29 protein-coding genes are annotated in these 26,984 nt (G+C 73.9%); 13 read left to right on the top strand and 16 right to left on the bottom strand.

The window, feature by feature from the left end; genetic code table 11:
* The first annotated feature begins 226 nt into the window (after positions 1–226).
* The 5 genes from Acit_RS06325 to Acit_RS06305 all read left to right on the top strand — a co-directional run bounded on the left by Acit_RS06325 (position 227) and on the right by Acit_RS06305 (position 2,656).
* Positions 227–448, top strand: a complete 222-nt coding sequence (locus tag Acit_RS06325) for a hypothetical protein (RefSeq protein WP_248107027.1) — start codon at positions 227–229, stop codon at positions 446–448.
* Entirely contained in the window at positions 445–828 is a 384-nt protein-coding gene (locus Acit_RS06320) for a type II toxin-antitoxin system VapC family toxin (protein ID WP_248107025.1), read from the top strand. Before Acit_RS06325 ends, Acit_RS06320 begins: the two co-directional genes overlap by 4 nt.
* Before the next feature lie 295 nt (positions 829–1,123).
* A complete protein-coding gene (locus Acit_RS06315; protein WP_248107023.1) occupies positions 1,124–1,483 on the top strand; it encodes a GNAT family N-acetyltransferase in 360 nt (119 codons plus the stop codon).
* A 128-nt stretch (positions 1,484–1,611) separates the two neighbouring features.
* Positions 1,612–1,821: an FmdB family zinc ribbon protein gene (locus tag Acit_RS06310; protein WP_248107021.1), complete on the top strand. Its 210-nt coding sequence runs from the start codon at positions 1,612–1,614 to the stop codon at positions 1,819–1,821.
* A 28-nt stretch (positions 1,822–1,849) separates the two neighbouring features.
* Positions 1,850–2,656: an alpha/beta fold hydrolase gene (locus Acit_RS06305; protein WP_248107038.1), complete on the top strand. Its 807-nt coding sequence runs from the start codon at positions 1,850–1,852 to the stop codon at positions 2,654–2,656.
* Here Acit_RS06305 and Acit_RS06300 read toward each other — a convergent pair.
* Positions 2,595–3,671 carry a bile acid:sodium symporter family protein gene (locus Acit_RS06300; protein WP_248107019.1) on the bottom strand — a complete coding sequence of 359 codons (1,077 nt, stop codon included), beginning with the start codon at positions 3,669–3,671 and terminating at the stop codon, positions 2,595–2,597. The two genes, Acit_RS06305 and Acit_RS06300, sit on opposite strands and share 62 nt — an antisense overlap.
* A 44-nt stretch (positions 3,672–3,715) precedes the next feature.
* Between Acit_RS06300 and Acit_RS06295 the strand changes: the two genes are divergently transcribed.
* The 3 genes from Acit_RS06295 to Acit_RS06285 all read left to right on the top strand — a co-directional run bounded on the left by Acit_RS06295 (position 3,716) and on the right by Acit_RS06285 (position 7,257).
* A complete protein-coding gene (locus Acit_RS06295; RefSeq protein ID WP_248107017.1) occupies positions 3,716–4,561 on the top strand; it encodes an MBL fold metallo-hydrolase in 846 nt (281 codons plus the stop codon).
* A gap of 93 nt (positions 4,562–4,654) precedes the next feature.
* Positions 4,655–5,560, top strand: a complete 906-nt coding sequence (locus Acit_RS06290) for a heavy metal-binding domain-containing protein (protein WP_248107015.1) — start codon at positions 4,655–4,657, stop codon at positions 5,558–5,560.
* A 50-nt stretch (positions 5,561–5,610) separates the two neighbouring features.
* Entirely contained in the window at positions 5,611–7,257 is a 1,647-nt protein-coding gene (locus Acit_RS06285; protein WP_248107013.1) for a N,N-dimethylformamidase beta subunit family domain-containing protein, read from the top strand.
* Here the strand turns inward: Acit_RS06285 and Acit_RS06280 are convergent.
* From Acit_RS06280 to Acit_RS06265, 4 genes are all read right to left on the bottom strand, one after another.
* The gene (locus Acit_RS06280) at positions 7,254–7,991 is read right to left on the bottom strand and encodes a GntR family transcriptional regulator (protein ID WP_248107011.1); all 738 of its coding nucleotides are present in this window, start codon (positions 7,989–7,991) and stop codon (positions 7,254–7,256) included. The two genes, Acit_RS06285 and Acit_RS06280, sit on opposite strands and share 4 nt — an antisense overlap.
* Before the next feature lies 1 nt (position 7,992).
* The gene (locus Acit_RS06275; protein ID WP_248107009.1) at positions 7,993–9,051 is read right to left on the bottom strand and encodes a cupin domain-containing protein; all 1,059 of its coding nucleotides are present in this window, start codon (positions 9,049–9,051) and stop codon (positions 7,993–7,995) included.
* A 63-nt stretch (positions 9,052–9,114) separates the two neighbouring features.
* Positions 9,115–11,010 (bottom strand): FUSC family protein, encoded by a 1,896-nt coding sequence (locus tag Acit_RS06270; RefSeq protein ID WP_248107007.1) that lies wholly within the window; start codon positions 11,008–11,010, stop codon positions 9,115–9,117.
* A gap of 46 nt (positions 11,011–11,056) precedes the next feature.
* A complete protein-coding gene (locus Acit_RS06265; RefSeq protein WP_248107005.1) occupies positions 11,057–12,829 on the bottom strand; it encodes an MFS transporter in 1,773 nt (590 codons plus the stop codon).
* A gap of 237 nt (positions 12,830–13,066) precedes the next feature.
* On the opposite strand from Acit_RS06265, the gene Acit_RS06260 reads away from it, so the two are divergent.
* Both Acit_RS06260 and Acit_RS06255 read left to right on the top strand, forming a co-directional pair.
* Entirely contained in the window at positions 13,067–13,534 is a 468-nt protein-coding gene (locus tag Acit_RS06260; RefSeq protein WP_248107003.1) for a Zn-ribbon domain-containing OB-fold protein, read from the top strand.
* A complete protein-coding gene (locus Acit_RS06255; RefSeq protein ID WP_248107001.1) occupies positions 13,531–14,709 on the top strand; it encodes a thiolase C-terminal domain-containing protein in 1,179 nt (392 codons plus the stop codon). The genes Acit_RS06260 and Acit_RS06255 overlap by 4 nt, the downstream gene beginning before the upstream one ends.
* Here the strand turns inward: Acit_RS06255 and Acit_RS06250 are convergent.
* Genes Acit_RS06250 through Acit_RS06235 form a run of 4 tightly spaced genes read right to left on the bottom strand, consistent with a single transcriptional unit; the run spans position 14,657 to position 18,921 of the window.
* The gene (locus tag Acit_RS06250; RefSeq protein ID WP_248106999.1) at positions 14,657–15,136 is read right to left on the bottom strand and encodes an FCD domain-containing protein; all 480 of its coding nucleotides are present in this window, start codon (positions 15,134–15,136) and stop codon (positions 14,657–14,659) included. The two genes, Acit_RS06255 and Acit_RS06250, sit on opposite strands and share 53 nt — an antisense overlap.
* Complete coding sequence (locus Acit_RS06245; protein WP_248106998.1) at positions 15,133–17,331, bottom strand: FAD-dependent oxidoreductase; 2,199 nt, start codon at positions 17,329–17,331, stop codon at positions 15,133–15,135. The genes Acit_RS06250 and Acit_RS06245 overlap by 4 nt, the downstream gene beginning before the upstream one ends.
* Before the next feature lie 13 nt (positions 17,332–17,344).
* A complete protein-coding gene (locus Acit_RS06240) occupies positions 17,345–17,614 on the bottom strand; it encodes a hypothetical protein (RefSeq protein WP_248106996.1) in 270 nt (89 codons plus the stop codon).
* The gene (locus Acit_RS06235) at positions 17,551–18,921 is read right to left on the bottom strand and encodes a 4Fe-4S binding protein (protein ID WP_248106994.1); all 1,371 of its coding nucleotides are present in this window, start codon (positions 18,919–18,921) and stop codon (positions 17,551–17,553) included. The genes Acit_RS06240 and Acit_RS06235 overlap by 64 nt, the downstream gene beginning before the upstream one ends.
* Positions 18,922–19,027: 106 nt before the next feature.
* On the opposite strand from Acit_RS06235, the gene Acit_RS06230 reads away from it, so the two are divergent.
* Positions 19,028–20,068 (top strand): RrF2 family transcriptional regulator, encoded by a 1,041-nt coding sequence (locus Acit_RS06230; protein WP_248107036.1) that lies wholly within the window; start codon positions 19,028–19,030, stop codon positions 20,066–20,068.
* Here Acit_RS06230 and Acit_RS06225 read toward each other — a convergent pair.
* Entirely contained in the window at positions 20,056–20,676 is a 621-nt protein-coding gene (locus Acit_RS06225) for a GNAT family N-acetyltransferase (protein ID WP_376746017.1), read from the bottom strand. The genes Acit_RS06230 and Acit_RS06225 overlap by 13 nt on opposite strands.
* Here Acit_RS06225 and Acit_RS13895 point away from each other — a divergent pair.
* The gene (locus Acit_RS13895) at positions 20,572–20,799 is read left to right on the top strand and encodes a hypothetical protein (protein WP_376746018.1); all 228 of its coding nucleotides are present in this window, start codon (positions 20,572–20,574) and stop codon (positions 20,797–20,799) included. The genes Acit_RS06225 and Acit_RS13895 overlap by 105 nt on opposite strands.
* A gap of 91 nt (positions 20,800–20,890) precedes the next feature.
* Here Acit_RS13895 and Acit_RS06220 read toward each other — a convergent pair whose 3' ends face one another.
* Together Acit_RS06220 and Acit_RS06215 are read right to left on the bottom strand one after the other, a co-directional pair.
* A complete protein-coding gene (locus Acit_RS06220; protein ID WP_248106990.1) occupies positions 20,891–21,349 on the bottom strand; it encodes a hypothetical protein in 459 nt (152 codons plus the stop codon).
* 1 nt (position 21,350) lies between these two features.
* Entirely contained in the window at positions 21,351–22,472 is a 1,122-nt protein-coding gene (locus Acit_RS06215) for a ferritin family protein (RefSeq protein ID WP_248106988.1), read from the bottom strand.
* Between the two features lie 152 nt (positions 22,473–22,624).
* Here Acit_RS06215 and Acit_RS13890 point away from each other — a divergent pair, with 152 nt between their 5' ends.
* The gene (locus tag Acit_RS13890) at positions 22,625–23,053 is read left to right on the top strand and encodes an ATP-binding protein (protein ID WP_376746016.1); all 429 of its coding nucleotides are present in this window, start codon (positions 22,625–22,627) and stop codon (positions 23,051–23,053) included.
* 17 nt (positions 23,054–23,070) lie between these two features.
* Here the strand turns inward: Acit_RS13890 and Acit_RS13585 are convergent, their stop codons facing one another.
* From Acit_RS13585 to Acit_RS06195, 4 genes are read right to left on the bottom strand one after another with little or no spacing between them, the layout of a single operon-like run.
* Entirely contained in the window at positions 23,071–24,333 is a 1,263-nt protein-coding gene (locus Acit_RS13585) for an acyl-CoA dehydrogenase family protein (protein ID WP_248106986.1), read from the bottom strand.
* Positions 24,330–25,424 (bottom strand): hypothetical protein, encoded by a 1,095-nt coding sequence (locus tag Acit_RS06205; RefSeq protein WP_248106984.1) that lies wholly within the window; start codon positions 25,422–25,424, stop codon positions 24,330–24,332. Before Acit_RS06205 ends, Acit_RS13585 begins: the two co-directional genes overlap by 4 nt.
* A complete protein-coding gene (locus tag Acit_RS13580; RefSeq protein ID WP_312709932.1) occupies positions 25,421–26,347 on the bottom strand; it encodes a cytochrome b N-terminal domain-containing protein in 927 nt (308 codons plus the stop codon). Before Acit_RS13580 ends, Acit_RS06205 begins: the two co-directional genes overlap by 4 nt.
* Positions 26,344–26,895: a hypothetical protein gene (locus tag Acit_RS06195; RefSeq protein WP_248106982.1), complete on the bottom strand. Its 552-nt coding sequence runs from the start codon at positions 26,893–26,895 to the stop codon at positions 26,344–26,346. The genes Acit_RS13580 and Acit_RS06195 overlap by 4 nt, the downstream gene beginning before the upstream one ends.
* Positions 26,896–26,984: the final 89 nt, after the last annotated feature.

Raw genomic sequence — 26,984 nt, 5'->3', positions numbered from 1 at the left:
GTGCGTTCGGTCAGGAACACACCGAGGATCACCCCGATGGCCCCCCAAATGGTGGACCCCCGGGCTATCCCAAACCCCACCACATGAGGGGACTCGTACGCCTCGGGCCCGAGCCTCGGGTGGGAGTCCGCTCAGCTGGTGGGGCTCGGGTACCGAGCAACTGTCGGCGCGACTCCAGGTGAGAGATCGCAATCAATGAGCGACAAGGATGCTAGCATTGTGCGACATGCGGACGATCTACCTGCGGAACGTGCCCGATGACGTGGTCGAGCGCCTCGAGCGGCTGGCTGCCCGAAAGCGCATGTCGGTCTCGGCGTTCGTGGTGCGGGAGCTCGAGGAACTCTCACGCCGTGTCGACAACGAGGCGCTCCTCGCTGAGCTGCCCGACCTGGACGTCGATCCGGCCGACCTCGTCGCTGACGTCGAGGCGGGGCGCGCCGAGAGGTGATCGTCCTCGACGCGTCGGCTGCTCTTTCCGCGCTGCTCAACGCCGGGCCGGCTCGGCGGGCATTGGCTGAGGACCAGGTCCACGTCCCTCACCTGATCGACGCTGAGGTCGCCAGTGCTCTCCGACGCGGAGTCGCCGCTGCGCGGGTCGAGCCTGACCTGGCCTGGTCCGCGCTCGACCGGTGGCGTCGGCTCGGCATGGCCCGCCATCCCGTGTTCCCACTGCTGGAGCGCATCTGGGAGCTCCGGGAGAATCTCTCGCCCTACGACGCGTCCTACGTTGCTCTGGCCGAGGCACTCGGCTGCGCGCTCCTCACCGCTGACCTCCGGCTTTCGAAAGCTCCTGGACTCCGCTGCCCGGTGACGGTGGTTCCCCGGTAGCGGCGATCCCCTCGGGCGGCCGCGATGGCGCCACTTCACGATGGGGTCGGGATCGGAGTGTGACCCTCCGGGTGATGGTGACCGGGTCCCCGTGGGCTGAGCCACCTGTTGTGCGAGTCCGAGCCCCATCATGTGGGGAAGGAGGACCGCACGACCATGAAGAGACGCCGGCACCGGCAGGGCCCCGGGTCGGTTCGGCGCAACCCGTCGCGTCGCCGTGCGATCCTGGTGCCTTCCCGTATCCTGCATCGCCGCCCGAGGAAGCTCGGGCATCGATCGAGTGGAGGGAGGACCGGTGCGGATCCGGGTGCTCGAGCGGGACGACCCGGCACGGGCGTGGATCGAGGAGCGCTGGGGCGGCTCGATCATGGTGGTGCACGGCCGACGGTTCGACCTCCGGGACCTGCCCGGACTGGTGGCCGAGGCCGACGGCACGGTCGTCGGGGCCCTCACCTACGAGCGCCGGGGCCACGAGGCCGAGGTGGTCTCGGTCGACGCCGACCCGCCGGGCCGCGGGACCGGGCGGGCGCTCGTGGCCCTGCGCCCCGGGGCGGTCGCGGCGGCCCGCCGGGTCAAGCCGAGCATTCCCCTGGTCGGGGACCGGGGTGTGCCGGTGCGGGACGAGCTCGACCTCGCACTGGCCCTGGACGGGTGAGCGGCCCGGCCCCGACCACCTCGCCGGGGGCACCGTCGAGCCGGGCTCGCCGGGAGCCGCAGCATCAGGGTCGGTAGGCTGGGCTGGCCAGCGGGGAACCGGTCGTTGCGAGCTCGAGGAGGGGTGAGGTGCCGCGCTACGAGTACCGCTGCCGGGTCTGCGGGGAGCGCTTCGAGCTGCGCCGGCCGATGGCGGAGGCCGAGGCGTCGGCCCCCTGCCCGCAGGGTCATGAGGAGACCAGCCGGGTGCTGTCGCTCTTCGCCGACCTGCGGGCGCGGGCGGAAACGGCCGGGCCCCCGGCTGGGGGGTGCGGGCCGGGCTGCGCCTGCGCTTCCTGAGGCGAGGAGGGGAGGAACCGTGGGGGAGATGCCGGGGAAGCGGACCGAGCGGCTGGTGACGCGGGACGGGGTGGAGCTGGTCTTCGACCTGGTGGGGGAGGGGCCCACGGTGCTCCTGCACCACGGCTTCGCCGCGGACGCCCGGATCAACTGGGAGCAGCCCGGGATCGTCGCCGCCCTGGCCGAGCGGGGCCGGCGGGTGGTGGCGCTCGACGCCCGGGGACATGGGCGCTCGGGCAAGCCCCACGACCCCGCGGCCTACGGCGGCCCGGCCATGGTCGAGGACTGCCGGGAGCTCCTCGACCACCTGGGACTCGAGGCGGTGGACGTGGTGGGCTACTCGATGGGCGGTCGGGTGGCGGCGCTGTTGGCGGCTCGGGAGCCGAGGGTTCGCTGCGCGGTGCTCGGCGGGGTGTCCCGGCGGCTCCTGGACCGGGCCGGGGCCGACCAGGACGGCGCGTCGGGCACGTGGTTCACGGCCATTGCGGACGCGCTCGAGGCCGAGGACCCGGCGACGGTGGCCGACCCGGTGGCTCGGGGGTTCCGGGCCTTCGCCGAGCGCACCGGCGCGGACCGCCACGCCCTCGCGGCCATCCAGCGGGCCGCGCCGCCGCCCCCCGTGGACCTCGGGGCGATCCGCTGCCCGGTGCTGGTCCTGGCCGGGGACCGGGACGAGCTGGTCGGGGACCCGGCGGTCCTCGCCCGGGCGGTGCCGGGCGCTGAGCTCGCCGTGGTCCAGGGGGACCACCTCGGGGCGGTCCTCGACCCCGCGTTCACCGCCGCGATCCTGGCGTTCTTGGACCGCCACTCGCCGGTGGCCGAGCCGGCCCGCTGAGCAGCCGACGCCCGGCCCCTCGGGCGAGGAGGCCTCCGAGGAGCAGGGCCAGGAGGCCGTAGGCACCGAGGAGCCCGCTGGCCCGGGGGCCAAAAGCCGCCGTGGCGATCCCGGCGGCCACCGCGAAGTCCCGCATGGTCAGGGGGAGGAGCAGGCCGAGGCCCTGGTCCCCGGGGCAGCCCCGGGCCAGGAGCCAGGCGAGGAGCAAGGACCCGGCCAGGAAGGCCAGCAGCAAAGCGATCCCGCGGAGAGCGGCCAGGCCGAGTCGCACCTGGCTGGCCACCTCGAGGAGCAGCAGGAGCAGGGCCAGGAGGCCGAGGAGCCGGACGCCCTCGGTCGTGGCCGGAGCGGCCCGGCTGGCGCGGCGCAGGACGATCCCCGCGGCGAAGGGCAGGGCCACGACGAGGAGCAGGGTGACGAGGAGGCCGCCGGGCTCGACGTGGCGGCCGCCGCTCAGCCAGCCGAGGACCGGGCTGGCCAGCGCGACCGTCACGGCGGTCGAGCCGGCGACGAGGACGGCGGCCAGGGCCCCGTCCCCGCCGGCCAGGCCCACCAGGCCGATGGAGGCGACCTCGCTCGAGGCCACGCCCAGGGCGAGGAGCCCCTCGCTGCTCGGCCCGCTGGCCAGGTGGGCCAGGCCGTCGGCCAGCAGGGGCAGCAGGACGCTCGACCCGACGAGACCGACCAGGGCCCGACGCCACGGGAAGTCGGCGAGCCGGCTGGGCGGGACGACGGCGGTCCCCGCGGCGAGCACCAGGACGGCCAAGGTGGGGTCCACGGCCCCGCCCCGGTCCAGGGCCCGACCGAGGCCCGGCATCGCCACGCCGAGGCCACCGACCACCAGGAACAGCGCGAGGAGATGCTCCTCGAGCCGGTCGGCGAGCCGGGCGGCGCGGGGAGCGGGCAGCGGCAGCGGTCCAGGGGGGTCGGCGGTGATGGACGCCAACCCTGCCAGGCGGCGCAGCCGGGGAGCCAACCACCCGAGGGCCGCCGATCCGGCTCCGGCCGACGACACCCGCGGGGACCGTCGCCGGGGGGTGCCGGTAGGCTCGGGGCTCCGTGGAGCCCTGGATCTGCGCCACCTGCGGGGTCGAGCACGAGCCGGGGGCCACGCCACCGGCCCGCTGCGCCATCTGCGAGGACGAGCGCCAGTGGGTGCCGGCTGGGGGCCAGCGCTGGACGACGCGCAGCGAGCTGCGGGCGGCGGGGCACCGCCAGGTCGTCCGGGAGGAGGAGCCGGGGCTGGTCGGGGTGGGCATCGAGCCGGCCTTTGGCATCGGCCAGCGGGGCCTCCTGGTGCGCCACGAGGCCGGCAACGTCCTCTTCGACTGCGTGGCCCTCGTCGACGAGGCCGGCGCCGACGCGGTGGCCGAGCTCGGGGGCATCGCGGCGATCTGCTTCTCCCATCCGCACTTCTTCGGGGCGGCGGTCTCCTGGAGCGAGCGCTTCGGCGGGACCCCCGTTTACGTGCCCGAGGCCGACCGGGCCTGGTTCCCCCGGCGCTCCGCCGCGCTGCGGACCTGGCGGGACCGCGTGGTGCTCGCCCCTGGCCTGGAGCTGGTGCAGGTCGGCGGGCACTTCCCCGGCTCGGCGGTCCTGCGCTGGGCCGAGGGGGCCGGGGGCCGGGGCGCGCTCCTGGTCGGGGACACCCTGCAGGTCGTGCCCGACCAGGGCTGGCTGAGCGTCATGTGGAGCTACCCGAACCTCATCCCCCTCCCCCCGGCGGTGGTCGAGACGGTGGAGCAGCGGGTGCTGGCCCTCGACTTCGACCGGCTCTACGGCGGCTGGTGGGGCCGGGTGGTGGGCCAGGACGCAAAGGCCGCGGTCCGCCGGTCCCTCGAGCGGTACCGGGCGCGCGCCGCGGGGCCGCTGCCGGACCTCGCACCCCCCTCGGCCGACCGCTGAGGACAGCGGCGGGCTCGGGCCCGGGGACGGGTGCCGGGCTACGCTCCGGGAACGCTCCCTGGTCCGCAGGGGGCCCGGCGGGGAGGAGCGGCAGTGGCAGCCTTCGGGAGGAAGGGTTCGGGGCCCGAGGACCAGGGCGGGGCAGCCTCGGCGCCGCCGCCCCCGGCGCCCCCGTCGGGTGGGGGCCTCGGCCCGGAGCCCGAGGCGGCGGCCGGCCGGCTGGGCGCCACGGCCGGCGCAGCCCCGGAAGGCGTGTTCACCTCGGACCTCTCGGTCGCCGAGTACCTGCTGCTCGGGGAGGCCGGGTTCGAACCGCTGGGCTTCGTGGTGGGCTCGTCGATCTACCACATCGGCCTGCAGCTGGCCCGCTGGGGCCAGAACCAGGAGCTGACGGTCCTGACCCAGGCCATGTACAGCGCCCGGGAGCTGGCCATGAGCCGGATGCTGGCCGAGGCCGAGCAGCTGGGGGCCGACGGGATCGTGGGGGTCGAGCTGCACCTGCAGGCCTACGCCTGGGGGCAGGACGTGCTGGAGTTCGTGGCCACCGGGACGGCGGTCCGGGCCCGGGAGGGGAACGGGGACCACCGGGCCCCCGGTGGGCGGCCCTTCACCTCGGACCTCTCGGTGCAGGACTTCTACCGGCTCCTCGCGGCCGGCAGCCTGCCGGTCGCCTTCGTGCTGGGCACCTGCGTGTACCACGTGGCCCACCAGTCGGCCATGGCCGCGATGCGCCAGTCCTGGCAGAACCAGGAGATGGCGCTGTTCACCCAGGGCATCTACGAGGCCCGGGAGTTGGCCCTGGCCCGGATGCAGGCCGAGGCCACCGCGGCGGGGGCCAAGGGCATCGTGGGGGTCCGGCTCGCTGTCTCGAGCCACGTGTGGGGCGAGCACGCCACGGAGTTCCTGGCCCTCGGCACCGCCATCCGGCCCCTCGAGCCCCAGCACGCCCGGCCGGGCAGCGGCCCGACTCCGAGCTTCGTGCTGGGCCTGGACCACTGAGCACCCCCGGCTGCCCCCCGCCCGGGCCCGGCCGCTACCGTGGGGCGCCGGTGAGGCGCAGAGGACGACACAGCGCCGCCTCCCCGTACCGTCGCCGCCGCTGGCTGGTGGGTAGTGCGGCCACGGTCGTGGTGGCCCTGGCGGTGGTCCTGGTGGTCGTGCTGCTGCCCTCCTCGGGTCGGGCCAAGCCGGTCGCCCGCCGGCTCCGGGCCGGGACTGCCGCCAGCCACCTGCCGGCCATCTTCCTCGGCCCCGACGGGGTGGAGGCCCGCTGGGTCATCGAGCAGAACAAGCTGCCCGGGACGACCGCCTGGCGGATCACCACCCCCCAGCAGCCCGACGCCATCATGGGCTACGCCAGCCGGGTCCAGGCCCGCCTCGGCCAGAAGGTGACCCTCTACGTGTCCACGGTGGCCCCCGAGTTCAAGGTGGAGGCCTTCCGCATGGGCTACTACCAGGGCAAGGGAGGGCGGCTGGTCTGGCAGTCCAAGGAGCTGCCCGGCACGGTCCAGCCGAGCTGCCCGGTCACTCCGGGGATCTACATGGTCCAGTGCGACTGGAGCCCCTCGCTCACCTTCACGGTGACGAAGGCCTTCGTCCAGGGGCAGTACCTGCTGAAGCTGGTGGGCAGCGGCGGGCAGCAGAGCTACGTGCCCCTCACCGTCTGGGACCCCTCGAGCCACGCCACCTACGTGCTCATGGCCGGGGTGCTGACCTGGCAGGTCTTCAACCCGTTCGGGGGCTACGACCTCTACGAGGGCCAGCCCCCGGGGCTGCAGGGCTACCCCTACCCGACGCGCTCCCGGGTGGTGTCCTTCGACCGGCCCTACGCCACGAGCTACGGCAACGGCGCGGCGTCGTTCCTCGGCAACGAGTACCCCCTCATCTACTACGCCGAGGAGCACGGCCTGGACGTGACGTACTGGACCGACATCACCCTGGCCGAGCACGGCAACCTGCTCACGAACCACACGGTGCTCATCTCGCCCGGCCACGACGAGGAGTGGTCCCTGCGGATGCGCAATGCCGTCCTGGCCGCCCGGGCGAAGGGGGTGAACCTGATCTTCTTCGGGGCCAGCCCCATCCTCCGCAAGGTCCGGCTCCAGGCCTCCCCGCTGGGCCCGGACATGGAGGTGGTGAACTACCGGGACCCTACCGCCGACCCCCTCTACGGCAAGGACGACGCGGAGGTCACCCAGAACTGGTGGGGCCAGCCCCCGGCGGACGCCCCGGCCAGCCAGATCGTCGGGGACTCCTACGTGGGCTTCAACAACGTCCAGTCCTTCCCGCTGGTGGTGAGCGACGCCAACTCCTGGCTGTTCGCCGGGACCGGCCTGCACGACGGCTCGACGGTCCCCGGGGTGCTCTTCACCGACTTCGACCAGTACGTGCCGTCGCGGCCCAACCCGCCGGACGTGGAGATCCTGGCCCACTCACCCGTGGTCATCGAGTTCGACGGGGCCCACCTCGACGCCGACACCGAGTACTACACGTGGCGGCCGAGCGGTGCCGGGGTGTTCGAGTCGGGGACGAACAACTGGATCAACGCCCTGCAGACCTGCTCGTCGCCGAGCAACTGCCCGGCCCCGCTGGTGCAGAAGATGACCGGGAACCTCCTGCGGGTCTTCGGCCAGGGCCCGGTCGGCAAGCGCTACCCCTCGGTGGGCAACGTGGCCCAGTTCTACCCCGGCGCCTAGCGGTCCGACGCCGCGAGGTCCGGGTCCAGGGCGGAGCCTCGCAGGGCTCGGAGGGAGCCGGCCAGGTGCCGTCGGAGGGCCCGGTCGTAGGCCGCAGGGTCCCCCTCGGCGAGGGCCTCGAGGAGGGCCCGGTGCTCCTCGAGGATCCGCTCGGCGCGGGACGGGTCGGCCCGCAGGCCGTCCAGGACCAGGCGCTGCTGGCGGTCCCGGAGGGTGCCGTAGAGCCCCTCGAGGACCCGGTTGCCCGACGCCGCCACCACCCGACGGTGCAGCTCCCGGTCGAGGGCCACGAAGCGGCCCCGGTCCCCCGTGCGGCGGGCCTCCTCCTGGGAGGCCAGGACCTCCTCGAGGGCCGCCAGCAGCGCCCGCCGGGCGGCCTCCCCGGCCTGGGCGACGCAGGTGGCGGCGTGGTGCTCGAGCAGGTGGCGGACCTCCAGGAGCTCGGCGGCGGTCGAGGGGTCCACGCCCACCACCTGGGCGCCCCGACGGGGGTGCAAGGTGAGGAGCCCCTCGGCCTGGAGGTGCAAGAAGGCCTCCCGGACCGGGGTCCGGCTGATCCCCAGAGCGTCGGCCACCTCGCCCTCGGTCAGCCAGTCGCCCGGTCCCAGGCTGCCGTCGAGCAGGCGAGCCTTGGCGTGCTCGTAGGCGCGGGCGACGGCCGAGGGCCCGCTCGGCCCGAAGCGGCCTGGGCCGTGCTCGACCCTTCGGCCGGTGGTCGGCCGGTCGGCTGGCACCTCAGGCCGCCGACCCCGGGGCGAAGCGGATGTCGAGGCTCCGCAGGTAGGTCTGGAGCCCCGCGTCCTGGACCGGGATGAGGTGGGCCGGCGCCCCCGACTCGTTCACGTGGGCGTGCCAGCGCCCCGGCGGGGTCACGAAGGCGCACCCCGGCTCCCACTCCACCCGGATCGGGTCGACGATCCGGCCCTGCTCGTCGAGCTCGTCGCCGAGCAGGGTGGCGCAGCCGGGCTGGCAGTCGAGGATGAGGTCCAGGGCGACCGACTGGTGCCGGTGGGGGGGCTGGACGGCACCGGGGGGCAGGAGCCCGAACATGGCCCAGAGGACGTGGGTGATCGTCCGGGTCTGCTCCATGGTGGCGTTCGCCAGGAGGACGCTCAGCCGGTTCCGGGTGGCGGCCGCCGGGTCCGCGGCCGCCGCGGCCAGGGCGGCCACGGCCTCGGCCCGGCGGTAGTGGGTGGGCTCGAACCGGGCGACGGTCGGGGTGGCGCCCAGGTAGCGGAGCAGGGGGGCGTCGTGGACCCAGTAGAAGCTGGTGGGCTCCTCGGCGTAGTGGACCAGCTGCCAGCCGGCCGGCAAGGTCAGGAAGTCCCCTTTCTCCAGGGCCACCATGCGCCCCCCGGTCACCGCCAGGCCCCGGCCCTCGAGGACGTAGACCAGCTGGGAGGTGGCCTCGGCGTGCAGGGCCAGCTCGTCGCCGGCCTCGACCCGCACGAAGCTCGCCAGCAGGCCGGGGCTCGTGGCCGGCCAGGGGGTGCCGAGGTGCTCGGCCAGGTCCAGGGGCACCACCCGGGTCGGGCCCTCGAAGTAGAGCGAGCGCGAGAACCGCACCACCGGCACGGCCGGGGTCAGCCCGGCACCGATCGGGTCGGCAGCCGCCGTGTACTCGAAGAAGCGGGCCTTCGCGGTCAGGTCGGCTAGGCGGCCCTCGAAGCCGAAGGCGCTCAAGTCCAGGGGCCCGACCGGCACCGTCGGGTCCAGGCTCGCCGGCCCGGCCTCGGCAGGGCCAGCGTTCGCCGGGCCGCTCGCCCGACCGGTGGCAGGCAGCAGGGTGGTCATCGGTGCCTCCTCACTCCTCGTCCGCTCCGCCTCGTTGTCGACATCTTAGATGCAAGAGAGATTTCACACAAGGGTGGGCTGGTCGGGGCAACCGGCCTGGTCGAGCCGGGCGAGGGCTCGCCGGGTGGCTTCTGCGGGGTCGAGGCGGGCGGAGTCGAGGCGGGCGAGATGGGGGCCGGCGGGGTCCGGGCTGCCGTCGGAGGGCCCGAGTCGAGCCCGGGTGAGGAGCTGGGCGTGGAGGGCCAGGCTGGTGTGGGCCAGCTCGGTGATGGCACCGAGGCAGCGGGAAGGGGAGTCGGGCGTGGCGGCGGGCAGCGCGCCGGTGAGGGCCAGGAGACGGGCCCGGGTCGTCCGGGCCCGGCGACCCAGCGAGTCGAGCCGGGCCAGGGTAGCGGCTGCGACCTGGGGGGTATCGGCGAGGGCGAGGAGGGTGGTGGCGTATGCCCGCTGGGCCTGGGCCGCTGCCGCCAGCGTGCCCGGGAGGAGGTCCTCCCGCCAGGTCGGCCAGAGGAGGAAGACGACGAGGGCGAGGGCCGCCCCGACGGTGGTCGCGAGGACCCGCTCCTCGGCGGTCCGCCCGGGGGACGCCCCGACGAGGGCGAGGAGGAGGACGACGGTGGAGGTGAGGAAGACGCTGTAGAGGCCGTAGTTGGCCCGGAACAGGGTGTAGGTGCCGAGACCGGCCAGGACGGTGCCGGCCACGAGGAGGGGGGTGCCGGGGTGGGTGAGGGTGGTGGCCAAGGTCACCAGGCCGGCGCCGACCAAGGTGCCGAGCGCCCGTCCGAGGCCTCGGCGGAGGGTGCCGGTGAAGTCGCCGCGGACCACGACGGCCGCGGTCATGGGTACCCAGTAGCCGTTGGCCAGGCCGAGGCCGTGGGCGAGGAGGGAGCCGGCGACGAGGACGACGGCCAGGCGGACGGCGTGGCGGGCCCCGGCCGGGTCGGCCAGGGCGCCGAGCGCCCCGCGCAGGGACGGGCGCCACCGTGGGCCCGCCGGTCGGCGGCGCCAGCGGGCTGGGACCGAGGTCTCGTGGCGGAGATGGGCGACGCGCTCGTCGGCTTGGCGGAGGAGGTCGGCGACGGTCGGATCGGCGGGATCGGTCCGCTCCCCGGGGTCGGGCGGCGGGCTGCCGGTGAGCTGGTGGGCGATGCCGACCAGGCGCCGGGCGACCACCAGGCGCCCCGTCCCGGCCGGTCCCGTTCCGATCGGTCCCGTCTCGGCCCGGGCGGACCAGGAGGTCCCGGCGAGGGCGACCCGGAGGCGTTCGGCGAGGAGGAGCAGGGTGGCGAGGTCCTCGACGGCTGACGGGGGGAGGCGAGGGTCGGGGCTCCTGAGGGCCTCGGTGGCCACGTCGAGCTGGTCCGGCGGGGGAGGGCCAGGGGTCGGCTCGGCCGCCCAGCGGGCGAGGCGCTCGTAGGCCTCGGCGAGGCCCCGGCGTTCGGCCCCGACCCAGTGCCGGGGACGGTGCAGGCGGAGGAGGACGACCTGGAGGACGGACCCGGCGAGCACCCAGGCCGCCTGGACGAAGGCCGCTCTGGTGCCGAGGGGGATGGCGCTGAAGACGACGAGGGCCACGACCGCCTGGAGGGAGGCGATAGAAGGGCCGGGCCCGAGGGTGCCGAGCACCCCGCCGGCGAGGCCCCAGACGGCCAGCACCAGGAGGAGGAGGGCTGGGTGGCCGCCGACGAGGGCGCCGACGAGGACCGAGAGGGTGACGCCGAGCGCGGCGAGCAGGGTGGCCCGCTCGGCGGCCCGGTGCCGGCCCTCGTAGGAGACGAAGCCGACGACGAGGGCACCGACCGCTGCACTGACCCCGTCGCCGATCGCCCCGAGGGCCACCCCGGCCAGGAGGGGCACGAGGAGGCCGAGGGTGCAGCGAGCGGCGGTGGCGAACGCCAGGCCCTCCCGGTCCAAGGCGAGCAGGGCATGGAGCTCCTCCCGCCATCGCCCTCGACCCACGGGCCGACCGTACCGCCGGGGCCGGCCCGGGGGGCCGGGGGGTCGATCAGCTGGGCTGGGGGGCGAGGGCGCCCGGCTCGCCGGTGCTGCTGGCCCCGGCCTGCCGGAGGGCGGCCAGGCGGGCCTCCACCTCGGCTTCGCGCTGGCGGAGGTCGGCCGCGGCCTTGGCCGGGCTCCAGCGGCCTTTCATGAGGAAGACGAAGGGGATGAAGACCACGAAGCCTGCGGCGCAGACCCAGTACCAGTGCTGCCACTGGGAGGGCGAGACGGCCAGGGCGTGCTGGAGGGCCACGAGGTGCGGGCCGACGGTGCTCAAGAAGCTGAGCTGGGGTCCGAGCTTGGCGATGGCGAGAAGGTTGCTCAGGCCGCCGACGGCCGCCGCCGCCTTCGTGACGATGGCGAGGTTGTGGGGATGGGCCGCCGCCGCCCGGAGCAGCGCGGCGTGCTTCTGGGCCAAAGCCACGAGGGCGCCGTGCTGGGCCAGGATCGCCTTCACCTTCGCCACGTCCTTCGCGTAGGGCAGCTGGTTCACGATGGTGGTGACGCTCGTCACCGTGAGGGCGACGACCAACGTGGAGATGGCCACGACGGCGCGGAGGACCCAGCCCCAGACCGCGATCCCGGTGGCCACCAGGGCCGGGTTGTGGGCCTCGACCGTCTCGGTGAAGCTGGCCATCCAGGTCACGTACCCGATGGCGAGGAAGCTGGCGAGCACCGAGGTGATGACCACCAAGGTGTCGTAGCTCGTGTAGGGGTTGGTGGCCTGCTCGAGGAAGACGATGGTCATGGCGAGGCCCCCGAGGGCCCCCACGATCATGAAGGGCTTGCGGACCCGGAGGCGGTCCGAGAGCAGGCCGACCACCACGAGCATGATGCAGTTGAGGCCCCAGAACCAGGTGTTGATGCCGTTGGCCTGGGACGTGGAGAGGTAGACGCCGGCGCGGTTGTGGAACGTGGTGGTGAAGTAGATGGTGAAGAAGCCCACGGCGGCGAAGTAGATGAGCAGGAAGACCGAGATGGCGAAGGACGAGCCGATGAGGTCCCAGGAGAGCATCTGCCGCCAGGGGTGGGCCGTTGCCTCCTTCGGGTCGATGCCGCGGGCCTGGATCTCGACCAGGGTGCGCTCCTTGGCCGAGACCATGAGCTGGTCCCGGATCTCGGGGGAGAGCTCCCGGAGGAAGAGGAGCGCCACGAGGAACATGCCCACGCCGGCGATGCCCGAGATGATGAACTGGCTCTGCCAGTCGTGGTAGATGGGCAAGGTGTGGTTGGCGACCACCGAGACCAGGAGGCTGCCGGCCACCGGCCCGATGGTCCAAAAGCCCATGGCCGAGGCCCGGCCCGCCTGAGGGCTGAAGTCCCGGACCAGCGCGGGAGTGCAGACGAGGACCACGCCCTCCACGAAGCCGATGGCCATGAGGGCGATGACGAAGGTCCACTCGTTGGGCATGTTCGGCACGGCGAAGAGCTGGATGAAGGCCACGATGCCGACGCCGGCCACCACCAGGTTGGCCCGGCCGATCCGGTCCCCGAGGTGGGCGATGAGGGCCGAGATGGCGCCGAAGGCCGAGCCGACGATGGTCGAGTAGAGGTAGAAGCTGAAGGTCATGTGGTAGTGGGCCAGCACCAGGGGCGAGACGCTGCCGGGCGCGTAGGCCTCGTAGTAGAGGATGACCGTGGCGGCCACCACGATCGCCAGGTACCAGACCCGCTTGCCGGTGCTCGGGTAGTGCGGGAGTTCTCGGTCGAGGAGCACCCGCCGCAGGGTCCCGGCGAGTCCTGGCTGGGGCCGACCCGTCGCTGCCACCGTCTGGCTCATCGCCACCCCCTCCCTCAGGCGGCGGCCCGGCCCGGCCTCGGCCTGGCCGACCCGGTCCGTCCCCGCCCCTGTGCACAGCGTGAGCCCAGAGGGGTCCCCTGTCAAGGGGTCGGGGACGGATTCAGGTAGCGCTTCGAACCGGAGGGTCCTTGCCGGCGACCGGCGGGGCGGGGAGAATGCCCCGGGCGTCCCCGGACGGGGCGCCGAGGAGCGGACGAGGGGAGGGGGACGGACGCGGTGAGCCAGACGGCGACCGAGGGGCCCCGATCGAGCGGCCCGGGCAAGCCGGTGCCCCGGCCGACGCCGGAGACGGCGTTCTACTGGGAGGGCACGAAGCAAGGGGAGTTGCGGCTCCAGCGCTGTGGCGCCTGCCGACAGGTGTTCTTCTATCCTCGGAGCTCCTGTCCGCACTGCGGGTCAACCGAGGTGCCCTGGTTCGTGGCCTCGGGCCGGGGCCGGCTGCACAGCTACGTGATCTCCCACCGGGCTGCGCCAGGTTTCGAGGACGAGGTGCCCTACGCCATCGCCCTGGTGGAGCTGGAGGAGGGGCCTCGCCTGATGGCGAACATCGTGGGGATGCCGCAGACCCCCGAGGCGCTCGTGCTGGACATGGCCCTGGAGGTGGCCTTCGAGCCCCGGGGAGACCAGATGGTCCCGGTGTTCCAGCCAGCTGCCGGAGGCGCCGCGTCGGGGGCGGGGGCGTGAGCGGCGGGACGGACCGCTCGCTGCGAGGCGCCGTGGCGATCGTGGGGGCGGCCGAGAGCGAGCGGATCGGGGTGGTGCCGGACCGCTCGGCCCTGGAGCTCCACGTGGAGTCGGCGCGCCTGGCCCTGGCGGACGCGGGCTTGGGCATCGGGGACATCGACGGGGTGGCCGCGGCGGGCATCTCGCCGGTGGTGGTGGCCCACGCCCTGGGGATCACCCCGACCTACGTCGACGGGACGATGGTGGGCGGGTGCTCGTTCCTCGTGCACGTCCGCCACGCCCTGGCGGCCATCGCCGCAGGGCTCGCGGAGGTGGTGCTCATCACCCACGGGGAGTCGGGCCGGTCCCGAGTGGGGGCGCCGCCCCGAGTGTTCGACCCGGCCTCGCCGCAGGGGCAGTTCGAGGCCCCCTACGGACCGGTGGGGCCCCCGACGCTGTTCCCCATCGGGGTGCTGCGCTACATGCAGCGTTACGGGTTGACCCACGAGCAGCTGGCCTCGGTTGCGGTGGCCCAGCGCCGCTGGGCCCACCAGGTGCCCCGGGCCATGTTCCGGGACCTCATCACGGTGGAGGACGTGCTGGCCTCCCGGATGGTGGCGTACCCGATGCACCTGCTGGAGTGCTGCTTGGTGACCGATGGGGGAGGGGCCCTGGTGGTGACCTCGGCGGCCCGGGCGAAGGCCGCCCCGGGCCCGAAACCACCGGTCTACGTGCTCGGGACCGGCGAGGCGAGCGAGACGCCGCTGGTCTCGATGATGGAGGACGTGACGACCTCGAAGGCCTTCCGGCTCTCCTCGGCCCGGGCCTTCGCCCAGGCCGGCATCGGGCCGAAGGACGTGGACCACCTCATGATCTACGACGCCTTCGCCCACCTGCCCATCTACGGCCTGGAGGACCTGGGTTTCGTCGGGCGGGGCGAGGCCGGGGCGTTCATCGCCGAGGGGCGGACCTCGCCGGGAGGCGAGCTGCCGCTGAACACGAACGGCGGGGGTCTCTCCTACACCCACACCGGCATGTACGGCATGTTCCTGGTCCAGGAGTCGGTGCGGCAGCTGCGGGGCGAGGCCGCCGCCCAGGTGCCCGGGGTTGAGGTGAGCGTGGCCCAGGGGGTGGGGGGCATGTTCATGGCGGCGGGCACCCTGGTGCTGGGCACCGAGGCGACCCTGAGCGGCTGAGCAGGGCGAGGACCGCCCGGCGGTAGAGGTGGGCCTCGAGCACGGAGGCCGCTTCCTCGAGCGCTCCTCGCTGGAGCGCGACCACGATGGCCTCGTGCTCGGCGAGCGTCGCCAGCGTCGCCCGCAACGTGGCGCACCCGCCGAGGTCGTCGACGCCGAGCAGGCGGTCACCGAGACGGCGGAGCGTTGGGTCCCCGGCCGCATCGAGGAGGGCCCGGTGAAAACGGGCCTCGGCGACCGGCTCGTCGACCAGGCCGGCTGCTGCGGCCACCGTGTCCGTCCGGCACCACTCGAGGAGCCGGTCGAGGGCACCGGGGTCGGCCCGATGGCCGAGGACCATGACGGCTGCCCGTTCGACGTTCACCCGGCGCCCGACCGGATCGGCCGCCTGGGTCGAGCGGCGAACCGGGCGGGTGGCGGCGGTCACGCCCGGGCCCCTTGGGGGATGGCGGCGAGGATCCGGTCGGCGAAGACCCCGAGCTCGTGGGGTCGGCCAGCCCGGCGGAAGGCCGCCTCGGCGAGGATCCGTCCGCCCCGGTTGAGCAGGACGCGGCGCATCTGGGCCAGGGTGTCCCGGGGGGCGAAGGCGTAGCTGCAGAAGGTGGCGACGGGCAAGCCGGCCAGGGGAGGCAGGGCGGCCAGCCAGGCGCGGGTTCGCCGGGCCGGCCCGACGCCGGCGACGAGGGCCCCTTCGACCCAGGTGCCGAGCACCAGGAGGTCGGCCCAGGCGAGGGCGTCTGCTCCGGCCTCGGCGCAGGCGAGGATCCGGACCTCGGCGCCGGCCTTCGCCAGGCGGCCCGCCAGGTCCTCGGCCAGGGCGCGGGTCGTACCGCTCCGGCTCTCGGCGACCACGAGGACGTGCCGGGGCGGGGTGGTGCTGGCGTCTGGGCGCCGGGGCCGGTGGTGCCGGATGGCCTGGGCGGCGACCTTGCCCTGGGTCATGGCCTCGACCACCGTCGAGGGCCCGCTCAGGGCGTCGCCGACGAACCAGACCCGGGGCTGGCGGGGCAGGGCGGCGGCCCGGCGGAGGGACTCGCGTCCGAGGGCCAGGCGGCCGACCGGCTGGTGCCGGGCCCAGGCGGGGGTGCCCCCGTCGACCAGGCCGCTGCCCAGCCAGCGACGGTCGGGCAGGTCGGGAACGACTTTGCGGAGGGGGAGGCCGGCTCCGGCCGCGGCGACCTCGGCCGGCACCCGGTAGCCCATGGCGGCCACGACGAGGTCGACCTCCTCGACGGTCCGGGCACCGGGGCCGACCCGGGGCCGCTCGGTGGCCGAGCGTTGGGTGGTGGGGGCCAGGACGGCTCGGCGGACCCGACCCCCTTCCCCTTCGAGCCGCTCCAAGGTGGTCGAGAAGCGGACCTCCACGCCCTCCTGCTCGGCCTCCTCCAGCTCGTCGGGACGGACGGGGGCGAAGCGGCGGTCCATCCAGTCGACGCAGACGGCGGTGGCGCCCAGGCGGACGGCGCTGCGGGCCACGTCCATGGCGGTGTTGCCGCCGCCGAGGACCAGGACTCGTGCTGGCCGAGCCGGCGCGTCGGCGGGCCGCTCGCGGTCCTCGGGCAGGAACGGCAGGCTCCCGCCCTGGTGGAGGGCGTCGTGGGCGGCCCGGAGGAAGGTGCTGGCGTCGAGGACGCCGGCCAGGTCCTGGCCGACGGGGGGTCGCAGGGGTTCGGGAGCGCCGGTGGCGACGACCACCGCGTCGAAGCGCTCGGCGAGGTCCCCGAGGTCCTCGGGTTCGACGGCCTGGCCGAGGTGGAGGGTCACCCCAGCAGCCACCAGCTGCTCCCAGGGGCGTCGAGCCACGGTGTCGGGCAGGGTGAAGTCGGGGATGCCCCAGCGCAGGAGCCCGCCGGGGACGAGGTCCCGCTCGAAGACCGTCACCTGGGCGCCGGCGGCGACCAGCTCGGCGGCCGCTCCGATGGCCGCCGGGCCGGAGCCGACGATGGCCACGTCGAGCCCCTCGGCGTCCGCCGTCGGGTCACCGGGCTCGGGGGGGAGGACCGGGGGGACCGGGGCGTTGTCGGCGACGAAGCGTTCGAGCGCCCCGATGGCCACCGGGGGCGCCCCGGCCAGGGACCAGCTGCAGGCCCCCTCGCACTGGACGGCCTGGTCGCAGACCCGGCTGCAGACGTCGGGGAGGACCGTGGTCTGCCGGAGGACCTGGTGGGCACGATCGAGGTCACCGTCGCGGATCGCCCGGAGGAAGGCCGGGATGTCGTTGTGGGCCGGGCAGCCCAGGAGGCAGGTGGGGTCGGGGCAGTCCAGGCAGCGCTGGGCCTCGGCCAGGGCCTCGGCCCAGGTGGCGATGGGCCGACGGGTCTCGCTGCGGTCCCCTTCGAGGGGCGCGGGGTGGCGCCGGCCGGGGTCGATGCGGGGCGCGACGAGCGTGGGTCCCTCGACGACGATCGCCGAGAAGGGACAGGTCCGCTGGCACTGCCGGCAGCCCACGCAGCGGGTCTCGTCGGCCACCACGGTCCAGGTCTCCGGGTCGAGGGCCAAGGCGGCCGTGGGGCAGCGCACCAGGCACTCCTGGCAGCCCGCGCAGCGGTCGGCCAGGACGGTGACCCGGGGGCCGGACCCGGTCGTCGGATCGGGGGTCGGGTGCGGAGCGAGCGTCGTCATGGAGAGCCCCCCTTCAGGAAGCGGCGTGCATGATCACGTAGAGGAAGCCGGCCGAGGCGCCACAGGCCAGGACCAGGCCGAGGGCGCTGAGCCGGGCGGCCAGGGGGTGGCTGGCCAGAGGCTCGACGTCACGGCGGGAGATCCGCCAGGTCGCCCAGAGGGATGCCGCCATGCCGAGAGCGATCACCACCACCTGGGCCACCACGATCTGGGGATCGCTCAGGATCTGGGTGTGGTAGAGGCTCGAGTGGGTGCCGCCGCCCACCCCGAACCAGGCGCCCACCGCCGGGACGATCCGGAGCGCGTGCTTGAAGAACTTCGGGAGCTGGCGCGCCAGGTAGTCGGCGCCGACCACCGGGATGAGCCCGTAGGCCACTGGGACGAAGTAGGAGCGGAAACGGCTCTGGCGGTCGACGAAGGCCCGGCGGGTGGCGATTGGGGATCCCTCCGACGCCGTGGCGTGGGCGGCGAGCGGTCGCATGGCCAGCCGGCTCGCCACCCAGGCCACCCCGGCGGTGGCGAGGGCCACGACGGCGATGATGCCGAGGTAGTCGCGAGCCAGCTGTCGGCGACGGCGTAGCCGTTGGTCGCGTTGACCTGCTGGAAGATCACCAGTCCCCAGAGGGCCATGACCGCCCAGGCCACGTCGGCCCGCCGGCGCCGGGGCTGGACCACCGAGGTGAGGGGCTTTTGGACGAAGAGCCCGACGTTGCCCGAGGGGCAGGCCTTGTAGCACTCGCTGCACAGGCCGCAGGTGAGGTTGCTGTCGGCGCTGCCCGGCCAGGTGTACCAGGGGCAGCCGTAGCCCTGCTCGCCGCCCCGCATGCAGTCCTTGGTGGGGCACGCCAGGCAGGTCTGGCGGTCCTTGGTGCGGAACCCGGCGACCGAGCCCATGGCCCCGACCGTGCCGATGAGGGCCGAGAGCGGGCAGATGTAGCGGCAGAAGGTGCGGCGCTCGAAGAGCGAGAAGACGAGGACCGCCCCGGCGACGATCCCGATGACCATGAGGCCGGTGTCGGCCGGGGTGCCGGGGCCGGCGATGTTGAAGCGCTCCTCGATCCAGGTCAGGACGATGAACGTGCCGATGGAGAGCAGCAGGCCGTAGCGGGCGATGGGCTCGGGCAGCTTCTTGCCGAGTCCGAGGGCCCGCTGGGTCCGTCGCCAGAAGCTGCGTCGCTGGAGCCATTCGGCGAACCCCCCGAAGGGGCACATGGCGCACCAGCCGCGCCCGACCACGAGCATGAGGACGAAGACCAGGCAGAACCAGATGTACCAGGTGATGGCGGTGGCGAAGTTGAGCCCTGGGACCAGGGTCCCGAGGATCCCGAGGAAGATGACCGCCCAGAAGATGATCTGGTTGGGCAGGATCAAGAAGAACTGGAACCGTCGGTTCCGGAGCGCCCGGGCCACCTTGGGGTGGCGGCTCAGGTCGGCCCCCGGTGAGGGGTCGGTCGGGGCGAAGTGCTCGGCCGCCGGCTGGCGGACCGGCGGTCGCAGGCGCAGCGCCACCGGCACGGGCGCCGGGAGGGCCGGCGGCTCGGTGGCCGGGGGACGCTCGTCCTCCGTCGGGGCTACCAGGGTCATCGCCATCCTCCCATCCAGTCTCCTACGTCAAGTGAAACACATGACGTTGTGTCTGACTGTAGGGGGGAGTGGCGGAGGTGTCAAGTCAGTGGGTATACTTTGAGTAGTGAACATGACATTGTCGAAGCGGGGCGACTACGTGGTGCGCTCGGCGCTGGCCCTGGCCCGCGCCTACCCGAGCGGCCGACCCCGCAAGATCCGGGAAGTGGTGGCCGAGATGGGGGTGCCCCAGACCTTCGCCTCCCAGATCCTGGCTGACCTCGTGCGGGCCGGGTTGGCCACCTCCCGGGCCGGCAAGGACGGCGGCTATCGCCTGGCCCGGCCGCCGGAGGAGATCTCGCTGGTGGAGGTGGTGGAGGCCGGGGAGGGGCCGCTGCGAGCCGAGCGCTGCGCTCTTGGGGACGGCCCGTGCCGCTGGGAAGCGGTGTGCCCGCTGCACGAGACCTGGCGGGCGGCCACCGAGGCGCTGCGGGAGGTCCTGGCCACGACCAGCTTGGCCGACCTGGCGGCCTCCGACTTGGCGATCGCCGAGGGACGGGCGGTGGTGCCGGCGGACTCCCACCGCCAGGGGGGGCCGAGCCTGGCAGTGGCGGACTTCGTCCAGATCGAGCTCGGCGCGCCGGTCTTGGCCGGCCGGCTGGTGGACGACGCCGTGGTCGGGGCGGCGCTGGGGGCGGCGCTGGCGGAGGCCGAGACCCTCCGAGCGGAGCTCGGCGGTGCAGGGCCCCGCTGGTGGCCGGCGACCGTGGCCGCGAGCTGCGGTCCCCAGGGCCCTGGGGCACCCGCCGGTGCCGACCGGGGGGTCGACGGGGCGCTCGGGCCGGTCGCGGCCCAGCTGGAACTGTCCTTCGAGGCGGAGAGCAAGGCGGTGCCGGTGGCTCGGGGCGAGCTGGGGCTGGTCGTGCGGCCCCTCGACCCCGACCGGGCCGAGCTCCGGGCGGAGGGCCGCCTGCGGCTGGCCCTGGGCGCCGAGGTGCCCCCGACGATGGCGGAACGGCTGGCCCACGTGGTGCTCCGGACGTTCCTGCGGCGTTTGGCCCAGGCCGTGGAGCACCCCGAGGTCGACGGCCGGAGCCGGTCGAGAGCGCGGAGAGGGACGCGGGGGGCCGGGGCACCCCGGCGGCGGTCCCCGGCTGCTGGTCAGCGGGGGTGAGGAGCGCCGGGGACCGGGCTGGTCGAGAGGAGCGGCAGGCTGGCCTGGATCCTGCGGTGGGCGGCAGCGAGGAGCCGGGCACTCGGGCCGAGGGTGCTGCTCAGCACGAGCACATCCGCGCCGTCCACGAGGGGACAGGGATGGTCGAGGAGGGCCGGGCAGGTTTGGCCGGGGGGCGGGCCGGGGCAGCGGAGCACCGTGCCCGGGCGGCCGGCGAAGGCCCAGCCTTCTGGGCAGCCGGCCCAGGTGCCCCCCTCGATGAGGACCCGCGGGTGGGGCGCGTCGGCCGGCCACGGGGGCGGCGTCGGGCCGGTGGCGACGAGGAGATCGAAGGTCCCGGGGTCGCCGTGGTCCACCACGGCGAGGTGGGCCTGGCGCAGCAGGGCGAGGGCGGGACGGTTGTCGGCCTCGACGAGGGCGGCCACGGTCGGCCAGCGGGGCGCGGCGAGGCGGCGGAGCTGCCGCCAGAGGGCCTTGCCCACGCCGGAGGAACGCCACTCCGGGTGCACCACGAGGGCGACCTCGGGGACCTGGCTGCCCGGGGGTCCGGTCCGGGGGTCCCCGTGGGGCGTGCCGAGGGGAGGGTGCTGGAGCGCGGCGTGGCCCACGAGGTGGCCGGCGGGGTCGAAGGCACCGAGGTGGAGGGGCCCGGCCGGCGTCCGTCGGGTGGGAAGCTCCGGGACGGGGAGCTCGTCGACGGGCCGGCTGCCCCAGCAGCGATGACGGGCTGAGGCGTCGAGGGCTCGGCGCAGGGCGACGAGCGCCGGCTGGTCGGCGGGTCGGAGGAGCCGCAGGCGTAGTCCCCGGGGTCCCGACGACCCCTCAGGCGACCGAGGGGCGACCGAGGTTCTGGGCGCCGGCAGCGCGGGTGGCGGCCGCATCGAAGAGCTCCTGGAGGGTCTGGGCGTAGCGGAAGAACTTGTCCCGACCGAGGGGGTCGTCGGCCTCCACCGCCAAGGGGAAGCCCGCGAGGGTCAAGGCGTTCAGGGTCTGGCTGCCCGAGGCGGCCCCGTGGGCGGCAGCGTCCGCGGCCATGGCCGCCCAGACCTCCTCGGGGCCGCGGACCGTCACCTCGGGTTCGAAGGCCGAGGGCTCCACCTGGCCCAGCGGGAGGACGTCGTCGCCGTCGAGGACCAGCCCGTAGGCGGTGGGGGGCCCTGAGGGGTGCTCGACGAGGACGCAGAGGCGCAAGGAGGCGATGCCCAGATGACGGAAGCGGTCGGGTTCCGTTTCGACCGCCTCGGCCATGGCTTCGAAGAAACCGGGCGGTGGGAACGGCATCTCAGGCCTGCCCCGTCGACTGGCCGTCCATGGGGACCGCAGCGCTGGTGCCCTCCAGGAGGGCGCTCGGGAGCCGCAGGCGGGACCGGCGGTCGAGACCGGCCCGGGCGCAGCGGGCCAGGTACTCCTCGACGACCTGGGTCCGCACGACGTTCGCCGCGGCCAGCCCGAGCTCGCTGGCGGCGGCGACCCCGCCGGCAGCCAGGACGGCCGTGGGTTCGACCACCTCGGGGGTGCTGAAGAGGGCGGCGATGATGTCCTCGCCCCGGTCGAGGTAGGCGTGGAAGTCCTCGGCCAGCGATGGGTCCCGTTCGAGCCGGTAGCGCAGGTGCATGGTGCCGTAGGCGACGTGCCGGGCCTCGTCCTGCATGCAGAGCCGGAAGATCCGCTTCTCCACTGCCGAGGGGGCCACGAGCTCCCCGGCTCGGAACAACGACAGCACGATGCCCTCGCCGAGCAGGTGCATGAGCGCCGATCCCTCGTCGTAGCTCTGGGCGTCGAGGACGAGCTGCAAGAAGCGTTCGGTGACGGCACTGGCCTTGCCCAGGCCACCGCCGTTGGCCAGGGCCCGTTTGCGGAACACCTCGGTGTGCCTGGCCTCGTCCATGATCTGGGTGCAGAGGAACATCTTCGCTTCGACGAAGTCGTGGTTGATCCGCCAGAGCCACTTGGCCGGGAAGTCCGAGGCCACCATCTCGACCTCGCTCAGCACGGTGGCCAACTGGCAGACGGCGTGCTCGAGGTCGGGGTCGAGCTCGGGGAGGTCCCGCCAAGGGATGTCCCGGGTGGCGCTCCACTGGCGGGCCACTGCCTCCTCGTAGAGCTCCAGGACGTTGTCGGACCAGACCTCGGCTTTCTCGTTGATCGTGTACCCGAGGTCGGGGACCTCGGGGTCGACGTCCGAACCCCGGGGAGCCATGGTGCGCCGGGGGGGACGGTCGGGGACCTCGCCGTAGCTGCCGATGGCGATGTCCATGAGGGTCAGGCCCACCTTGCTGGGACGGGCGCGCACCCCCCACTCGCTGCGGGTCTCCCGGAGCCAGCGCAGGTCGAGCTTCCCCTGGCGCAGGCGATCGAGGTAGCCCTGATCGGCGGCTGGCGTCGGGCGAGTGGTCGTCGTCATGGGTCCCCCTTCCCGTGTCCGTGGGTCCCCCCGGACCCCTGATCCCATGTTCCTTATTCAGACGCCGAATGTCAAGTAGTATGCTATAGGTGATGTAAGAGAGAACACGATGACGGTGGGCGCCGGAGCGCGTCGAGACGGAGGGGGTCGCGATGAGCCTGCAGGTCGACCCGGAGCGCTGCTGGGGGTGTGGGGTGTGCGAGGCGGGGTGCCCGACCGGCGCGCTCGTTGGGCCGCAAGATCCCTTGAGCCTCCGACCGGCGTTCCTCGTCGACGAGGATCGCTGCAACGACTGCGGCTGGTGCAGCCGGATCTGTCCGGCGGACGCCGTGGCCCTCGATCCGCGTTCGGTGGTCTGCCATGGCCGGGGGTGCCCGACCGCCCCTGGGCGCCGGGGCCCAGCGGCCGGCTGGGAGTGCAGCCTGCTGCTGATGGTCTGCGACCGCTGCGGGCAGCCCCGGTGGCGACCGGGCCCCTCGGCGCCGTGGGCCTGCCCCCGCTGCGACCTCGGTTGGCAGCTTCGCTGCCCGAAGGCCCTCCGCTCTGCTCACCAGGCGTCGACGAGGACCCCGGGCCCCTGAGGACCCAGGCCGGCTGCTCAGGGGGCGTGGTCGGGCACTTGGGGCACGCCGAGGCGGAACCCCGGGTGGTGCCGGCGGATCTCCCGACGGGCCACGGTCATGAGGTGGACCTCGTCGGGCCCGTCGGCGATCCGCAGGGTGCGGAGGTGGGCGTAGAGCCGGGCCAGGGGGGTGAACTGGGTGACCCCGGCCGCACCGTGGACCTGGATGGCGCGGTCGACGACCCGGAGGGCGATGCGGGGGACGACGACCTTGATGCCGGCGATCCCGGTGGCCGCGGCCTTGGCGCCCAGGCGGTCGATCTGGTCGGCGACGGCCAGGACGTACTGGCGGGCCATGTCGATCTCGATGCGGGACTCCGCGATCCACTCCTGGATCTGGCCGCGCTGAGCGAGGCTGGCGCCAAAGGGCCGTCGTTCGAGGGACCTGGTCACCATGAGGTCGAGGGCCCGCTCGGCCGCGCCGAGGGTCCGCATGCAGTGGTGGACCCGCCCGGGACCAAGCCGGGCCTGGGCGATGGCGAACCCGTCACCGAGACCGCCGAGGAGGTGGTCCATGGGCACCCGGACGTCCCGGTAGAGGATCTCGGGGTGGCCGCCCCGGTCGTGGTAGCCGAAGATCCGGGGCTCGGCCCCGAAGGACACCCCGGGGGCGTCCTTCGGGACCACCACCATGCTGTGCCGCCGATGAGGCGGCGCGTCGGGGTCGCTGAGCCCCATGACGACCAGCACGGCGCAGCGGTCCAACAAGGCGCCGGTCGAGAACCACTTGCGGCCGTTCAGGACCAGCTCGTCGCCCTCCCGGCGGATGGTGAGGGTCAGGCCGGTGGGATCCGAGGAGGCGACGTCGGGTTCGGTCATGGAGAAGGCGCTGCGGATCTCCCCGGCGAGCAGGGGGGCGAGGTAGCGCTCCTTCACCGTGGGCGAGCCGAAGGCCGCGAGGATCTCCATGTTCCCGGTGTCGGGCGCGTTGCAGTTCAACGCCTCGGGTCCGTGGGGGTAGCGGCCGAGGATCTCGGAGACCGGGGCGTAGTCCAGGGTGGAGAGGGGCGTGCCGGGGGCCTCGGGATCGAGCTGGGGGAGGAAGAGGTTCCAGAGCCCCCGGTCGAGGGCCAGGGCACGGAGCTCGTCGAGGACCGGCGGGGTCCCGGTCGGCCCGACCTCGAGGAGCTCCCGCTCGTAGCGATCCTCGGTCGGTTCGAGGTGGGCCTGGGCGAAGCGCCGGACCTCCTCGAGGATCTCCTGGCCGCGGGGACTGAAGGGCGTCCGGGGATCGCTCACGGCTCGGCTCCGCTCGCTGCATCCGGCACCGTCGGTCGGCCAACCGGGCTGGTGGCCTGGGCGACAGGGGTGGAGGTGGCGGAGCTGCCCGGATCCGGGTTGCCCCCGCGTCGGTAGTAGTCCCGCCAGATGACCCGGTGGAGGGGCAGCCAGCGGGGGATGTCCCGGATCCCGGGGATGAAGGGCACGAGCAGCAGGGCCAGGGAGCAGACGGTCATGATGGCGACCACCTCGATGTCGGCGTTCGACGAGGTGGCCATGGGCCCGACCTGGTACCACATGGTGTAGAGCCAGAGCCAGGGCTGCCCGGGCCAGGAGCCGGTCTCGTTCATGACCCCCCACTGGGAGCCCGACATGTGCTGGGCCTCGACGATCTTTCCCCAGTAGCTGGCCCCGTGCTGCGCCTTCCAGGAGTCGCCGATGAAAAGGATGGCGTTCGTGTAGTTCGTGGTGTAGAAGGGCGCGTGCTCGACGAGGGCGGCGTCGAGGGCTCCGGAGCGGGCCATGGCGAGGAACTGGCTGAGCAGCTCGGGGACCGGGCCGTCGTCGGCCTTCGGCACCACGAGCTGGCCGCCAACGAGGCTGGCCCGGGGCAGCACCCGGCCATAGGCCTGGAGCCACGCCATCTCCTGGGCCTTCGGTGCGGCCTCGTAGGTGTGGAGGGCAGCAGTGAGCGCCGGCTGGCCGGCGACGGTGCCGAGCGGGTCGAGCACGAAGTCCTTTGCCGGGTCGATTGGGTCGGTCACGCCGAAGGCCCGCTGGACGGAGATCCCCCAGAGGTCTTGGACCTCAGCGTTGCCGTGGTTGTAGGGCGGGCCGTAGGTGGCCGAGTCGCTCGTGCCCTCGAGTTCGCTCAGGGCGATCTCGGTGAACCCCTTGGGCTGGGCAGAGGCCCAGGCCTGGAGGGTGACCGGGGGGACGTCGGGTGACGAGAAGAGGACGGCGAGGAGGACCACGAGCAGCGCCACGACGACGAGGGCGATGGTGGCCTCCTTCAAGATGTCGTAGCGGCGGACCGGGCCCCGCCAGGGCCGGGCCTCCAAGTGGTCCCGGCTGCGCCGGGCAGCACGCCGTTCGCTCCAGGTACTCATCGAAGGGCCTCCTCGGTCGGGACGGCGACGGGCTCGGTCAGGACAGGCTCGGTTGGCGCGAGCGCCGGGTCGAGGTGCTCGGGCTTGGCGTCGATGGGCGGCACGACGCCCCGGAGCCGGACCATGAGGATGTGCAAGGCGATGATGGCGACGAGCACGAGCGGCACGAAGACGATGTGGAGCATGAGAGCCTGGCCGAAGTTCATGGTGTTGAAGAAAGCCCCGATCCCGGCGGCGTTCATGGCGTCCTTCGCCTCGAAGGCGATCCACTGGGAGTCGAAGTTCGTCTGGGAGAGGTAGCCGGTGAAGGCCTCGAAGACCGAGACCAAGAAGGCGACCACCCCGGTCATCCAGGTGAGGGCTCGGCGGCCCCGCCAGGCGGCCATCCAGAACTTGCCCCAGAGGTGGATGGCCATGAAGCCCATGAAGCACTCCACGCTCCAGAGGTGGAGCGAGTTCACGAAGTGGCCGACCGAACTCGTGTGCCACCAGATGGGGCCTTCGAGGGCGAGGACCAGGCCCGAGGCGCAGGCCACGAGGAAGCCGGCCAGGGTGAGCACCCCGAAGACGTAGATCCAGCTCGCGACGTAGGCCGGCTGGCTGTCGGGCAGGAGCTTGCTGGGGGGAAGGAAGTGCAACCAGAGCCGTCGCAGGCGACTGGTCCAGAGCGTCGGGTCGACCGGCTCCTCGGGCGCGGGCGGGCGGGGCTCGTGGGTCGCACCGGGGCCGGCCCCGGCAGGCGACGGCGCGGGGGCGACCGCTGCGGCCTTGCGACGGTGGTGGCGGAGGAACGGCAGGCTGATGGCCAGGGCGAAGAGGATCACCATGGCCACGATGACCAAGAAGTTGGCCAGGGAGATGAGGATGAACCCCCAGTGGAGGTAGCTGCCCGGGGGATTGAGGTCCACGAGGGCGGCGATCACCGGGCGACCTCCGGGTGGGGCCCGGCCAACTGGCCGCCGAGGTCCAGGACGTCCCAGTCCGGGGCGTCACCCTCGAAGGGCACGAACCCCACCAGCCGGCGCTGACCCCCGAGGCGCCGCTCGACGGCCATGCCGTGGCGCTCGAGCACGTACCACCACACCCCCTCGGCTTCCTCGGCCTGCTCCAGGGCCCGGAGGACCTCGCCGGGTCGGCGTGCCTCCCGCCAGCCGTACCCGGGGTGGGGCACGGGGCTCCCGGCACCGAACACCGCGCCCGAGGTCGAAGACGTGGGCTCCTCGGCCAGGGCCGGGTCGAGCTGGAACCAGACCCGGCCCCATTGGAGGGTCGAGACCGCGCCCTCGAAGCCGTCCCGGCGGATCAGCGACCAGAGGGCTCGGCCGGCCCCACTTGGCGCCCCGGCGTGAGCGACGAGGACCGGGAGGACCGGTTCGTCGGCCTCGTCGACGCTGGCCAAGGTGACGAGGGCCGGGGGAGCGTGCCTCGTCCCGAGAGGGGGTGCTGCGGGGTACTGCAGGGTGGCAGCCATGCGACCTCCTTCCTCCTCGGCCCGTCGGGCTGACCGCCCGGGCCACTCCCTCACCATGGTGGTCCGCGAGGGCGCGGGCGAGAAGGGCC

The sequence above is a fragment of the Aciditerrimonas ferrireducens genome (genome assembly GCF_023130475.1).
Classification (GTDB): Bacteria; Actinomycetota; Acidimicrobiia; order Acidimicrobiales; family UBA8190; genus Aciditerrimonas; species Aciditerrimonas ferrireducens.
The sequence above is the reverse complement of the archived record's forward strand: the minus strand, read 5'-3'. Positions and strand labels throughout refer to the sequence as shown.